This is a genomic window from Pseudomonas sp. 05T35, assembly GCF_056396605.1.
On the sequence record NZ_JBFTLU010000461.1, the window covers coordinates 1 to 3506 of the forward strand.

Annotated in this window: 3 protein-coding genes; all 3 read right to left on the minus strand. The window is 61.4% G+C overall.

What is annotated here, in order from left to right; all coding sequences use genetic code 11:
• Positions 1-881, minus strand: an 881-nt coding sequence (locus AC1DH9_RS25310) for an acetyl-CoA C-acyltransferase (protein WP_477808998.1), incomplete at its 3' end; no start/stop codon positions are given.
• 12 nt (positions 882-893) lie between these two features.
• Positions 894-1655, minus strand: coding sequence for an SDR family NAD(P)-dependent oxidoreductase (locus AC1DH9_RS25315; RefSeq protein WP_477808999.1), 762 nt, complete (start codon positions 1653-1655; stop codon positions 894-896).
• Between the two features lie 16 nt (positions 1656-1671).
• Positions 1672-3336, minus strand: a complete 1665-nt coding sequence (locus tag AC1DH9_RS25320; protein ID WP_427540055.1) for an AMP-binding protein — start codon at positions 3334-3336, stop codon at positions 1672-1674.
• Positions 3337-3506: the final 170 nt, after the last annotated feature.

Here is a 3506-nt window from a genome sequence, read left to right on the forward strand (position 1 = left end):
ACCGGGAACAACCCCGGCGTATCAGCGAAGGCTGCGTGACCGTGGATCACTGCCAGCGGTTTCAGGCCACGCTTTTCGGCTTCTGAACGACGCATCAACAGCAACGCTGCCGCGCCGTCGGAAATCGAACTGGAGTTGGCCGCTGTCACCGTACCGCCTTCGCGGAATGCCGGTTTCAGGCTGGCGATCTTGTCCAGCTTGGCTTTCGGTGGTTGTTCGTCATCGGTGATGAGCTTCTGCTCTTTGCCGACCATGACCTTCAACGGGACGATTTCGGCGTTGAAGCTGCCGTCCTTGATTGCCTGTTGTGCGCGGGTGGTCGAAGCGATTGCGAACTCATCTTGCGCTTCACGCGTGAAGCCATTGGCCTCGGCGCAGTCCTCGGCAAAGGTGCCCATCAGGCGGCCCTTGTCGTAGGCGTCTTCAAGACCGTCGAGGAACATGTGGTCCAGCACTTTGCCGTGGCCCATGCGGTAACCGCTGCGAGCGCGGTCCAGCAGGTAAGGCGCGTTGGACATGCTTTCCATCCCGCCAGCAACCACCACGTCGGCACTGCCGGCCAGCAGCATATCGTGGGCCAGGATGGCGGCTTCCATGCCCGAACCGCACATTTTGTTCAGAGTGGTGCAACGGGTCGATTTGTCCAGCCCGGCGCCCAGTGCAGCCTGGCGGGCCGGGGCCTGGCCGAGGCCAGCGGACAGCACGCAACCGAACAGCACTTCTTCTACCGCGTCGGCGGCCACACCGGCACGCTCAACGGCGGCGCGGATCGCAGCAGCGCCCAGTTGTGGCGCGCTGAGGCTTTTCAGTTCACCTTGAAAACCACCCATCGGGGTGCGGACGGCGCTGACGATAACGATTGGATCGTGGGACATTGTCATGACAAATACTCCTTATTTGGCGGCCATACGCAAGGCACCGTCGAGACGGATCACCTCGCCGTTGAGCATGCTGTTTTCTATGATATGCCTGACCAGCGCGGCGTACTCAACCGGTTTGCCAAGGCGTGGCGGGAACGGCACGCCAGCGGCCAGCGAGTCGCGAACCTCCTGGGTCATGCCGGCCATCATCGGCGTTTCGAAGATGCCTGGGGCGATGGTCATCACCCGGATGCCGTAGCGCGCCAGTTCACGGGCGGCAGGCAAGGTCAGGCTGGCAATCGCGCCTTTGGAGGCAGCGTAGGCGGCCTGGCCGATCTRGCCGTCGAAGGCCGCCACCGAAGCGGTGTTGATGATCACCCCGCGCTCGCCGTCTTCATTGGCTTCTGTTTCGGCAATCGCCGCAGCCGCCAGGCGCAGCATGTTGAAACTGCCGATCAGGTTGACGTTGATCACCTGGCTGAAACTGGCCAACGCGTGCGGACCGTTCTTGCCGAGGATTTTCTCGCCACGGACCACGCCGGCACAGTTGACCAGCCCGTGCAGGCCACCAAAGGCTGCGACCGCTGCCTGCACCGCGGCTTCTGCCGCCGCTTCCTGGCTGATGTCCGCGACGACGCAATGCGCGCCGAGCCGTTTTGCCTGGGCCGCGACGGCTTCGGCATTCAGGTCCACCAGCATGACTTTGGCACCGGCACCCACCAGCATTTCAGCCGTGGCCGCGCCCAGGCCCGACGCACCGCCTGTGACGAGAAAAACCTTGTTTTCGATCTGCATCATTGTTTCCTTGGATTCAAGCTGAAACGTTCTTCGCCGTGGCCTCTTGAGCCTTGGCGATTTCCTGGTTGCGCAAGATAAAGCGCTGCAATTTGCCGCTTGGGGTTTTCGGCAATTCGCTGACAAATTCGATTTCACGCGGGTATGAGTGCGCCGCCAGACGCTTGCGCACGTGTTGACGCAGTTCCTCGACAAGCTCAGGGGACGCACGGTATTGCGCGCTGAGCACCACGAAGGCTTTCACCAGTTCGGTGCGTTCCGGATCCGGCTTGCCGATCACCGCTGCTTCAACCACGGCGGGGTGTTCGATCAACGCACTCTCCACGTCGAACGGGCCGACCCGGTAGCCGGAGGTAGTGATCACGTCGTCACTGCGGCCGACGAAGCTGATGCTGCCGTCCGGGTTGAGCTCGACGGTATCGCCACTCAGGTAATAGTTACCGACGAAAGCCTTGGTCGGCGCACCTTCGTAACCGGCAAACCAGCACATCGGCGATTGCGTGCGGTCGATGGCGAGGATTCCCGGCTGACCGACCGACAGTTCGTTGCAGGCCTCATCCAGCACCACGATCCGGTGGCCAGGCGAGGCAAACCCTGCCGCACCGACATGCACCGGATGTTCAAGGCCATGGTGGTTGCACAGCACCATGCCGAGTTCGGTCTGGCCGTAATGGTCGTGGATGACCACGCCGAGGTTGTCGGCGAACCAGCGGATCACTTCCGGGTTCAACGGTTCGCCGGCGCTGCTGACAATCCGCAGTTTGCCTTTGATCGAACGGGCGAACTCCTCCCCACCGGCGATCAGCAAGCGGTACGCAGTCGGTGAACCGGTGAGATTGGTGATGCCGTATTTGTTGATCACCCGGCAGGTGCTTTCGAGGGTGAACGGGCCATCGTAAAAGGTGATCGGATGGCCCATGGACAACGGTCCGGTCACGCCGAAGTAAATGCCATAGGCCCAACCCGGATCGGCGACATTCCAGAACGCATCTTCAGGACGCAGGTCCACCGCGTCGCGGGTGTAGCTCTGGAACGCAACGATGGCCTTGAGCGGTACCGACAGGGCTTTCGACGGGCCGGTGGTGCCCGAGGTGAACATCAGCAGGAACGGGTCTTCGCCGTCCAGCAGCACGGGTTCGCATTGAGCGGAATAGTTGGGCAGTTCGGCCCAGAAGCTGAAATCGCCACGCACGATGCCCTGGCCTTTCGGGCCGCCGACAGTGACGATGGTCGGGCAGTCGGCAACGTCATTGAGCTTTGGACGATTGACCGCGTCGGTCACCACCACGGCGGCGCCGGAACTGTTGAGACGGTGTTCGATGGCTTTCGGGCCGAAGGCGGTAAACAGCGGCTGATAGACCGCGCCGATGCGCCAGGTGGCGAACACCACAATCAGCAATTCAACGTTGCGTGGCAACAGGCCGGCGACCTTGTCGCCCTTCTTCACGCCTTGAGCCAGCAGGAAATTGGCAAAGCGCGCAGCTTTGTCCTGCAGCTCGCTGAAAGTGTACGTGGCGCTGGCACCGTCGCGCCCCTCCCAGAACAAGGCAATGCGCCCGGGTATCGCATGACGGTCGCAACATTCAATGCAGGCGTTGAGTGCGGTCAACGAGCCGCTGAGCGCAGCATCGACGGTGTGCTGATAGTTGAACTGTGAAGTCGCAGACAGGTAATCGCGCATTGCCAGAGTCCCTCTGTATTTTTATTAGGTTGGGGGGAACCGTAAAAATCCAGGAAATACTCGCTCCGCGGGCGGCGCGGGACAATGGTCAAAGCTTTCAAGTTGCGTGACTGGTTTGGCCAAGATTCAACAGATGTAGTGTCTGGATGGACGTCATCGCGAGCAGGCTC

Coding starts and splice junctions, on each gene's coding strand:
- AC1DH9_RS25320 (WP_427540055.1), bottom strand. CDS start 3,336: ATGCGCGATTACCTGTCTGCGACTTCACAGTTCAACTATCAGCACACC.